The 235-nt window shown below is 66.4% G+C and carries 1 protein-coding gene; it reads left to right on the top strand.

The window, feature by feature from the left end; genetic code table 11:
- A partial coding sequence (locus ACK4TH_RS13330) for a DUF3579 domain-containing protein (RefSeq protein ID WP_409627123.1) occupies positions 1–235 on the top strand: 235 nt, incomplete at both ends.

Below are 235 nucleotides of genomic sequence, written 5' to 3' on the forward strand. Positions count from 1 at the left end.
CGAGCGACTGGGCGGAGCGGCTGTGCGGCGTGATGTCGTGCTATCGGCCCGGCGGCGTCGGCGCGGGGCGAGACGCCCTGATCGGGTATTCGCCGTACGCGCGGCCCGTGACGATCGGCGGCGTCAAGTGCGTCGTCGTCGACGAGCGGCTCAAGGACATCGATGCGATGGCGTTCAATTTCGTGATCAACTTCGCACGCGACAACGACCTGCCCGTACATGAAGGCTGTTCGGT

This window comes from Tepidimonas sp. (genome assembly GCF_046292505.1).
Classification (GTDB): Bacteria; Pseudomonadota; Gammaproteobacteria; order Burkholderiales; family Burkholderiaceae_C; genus Tepidimonas.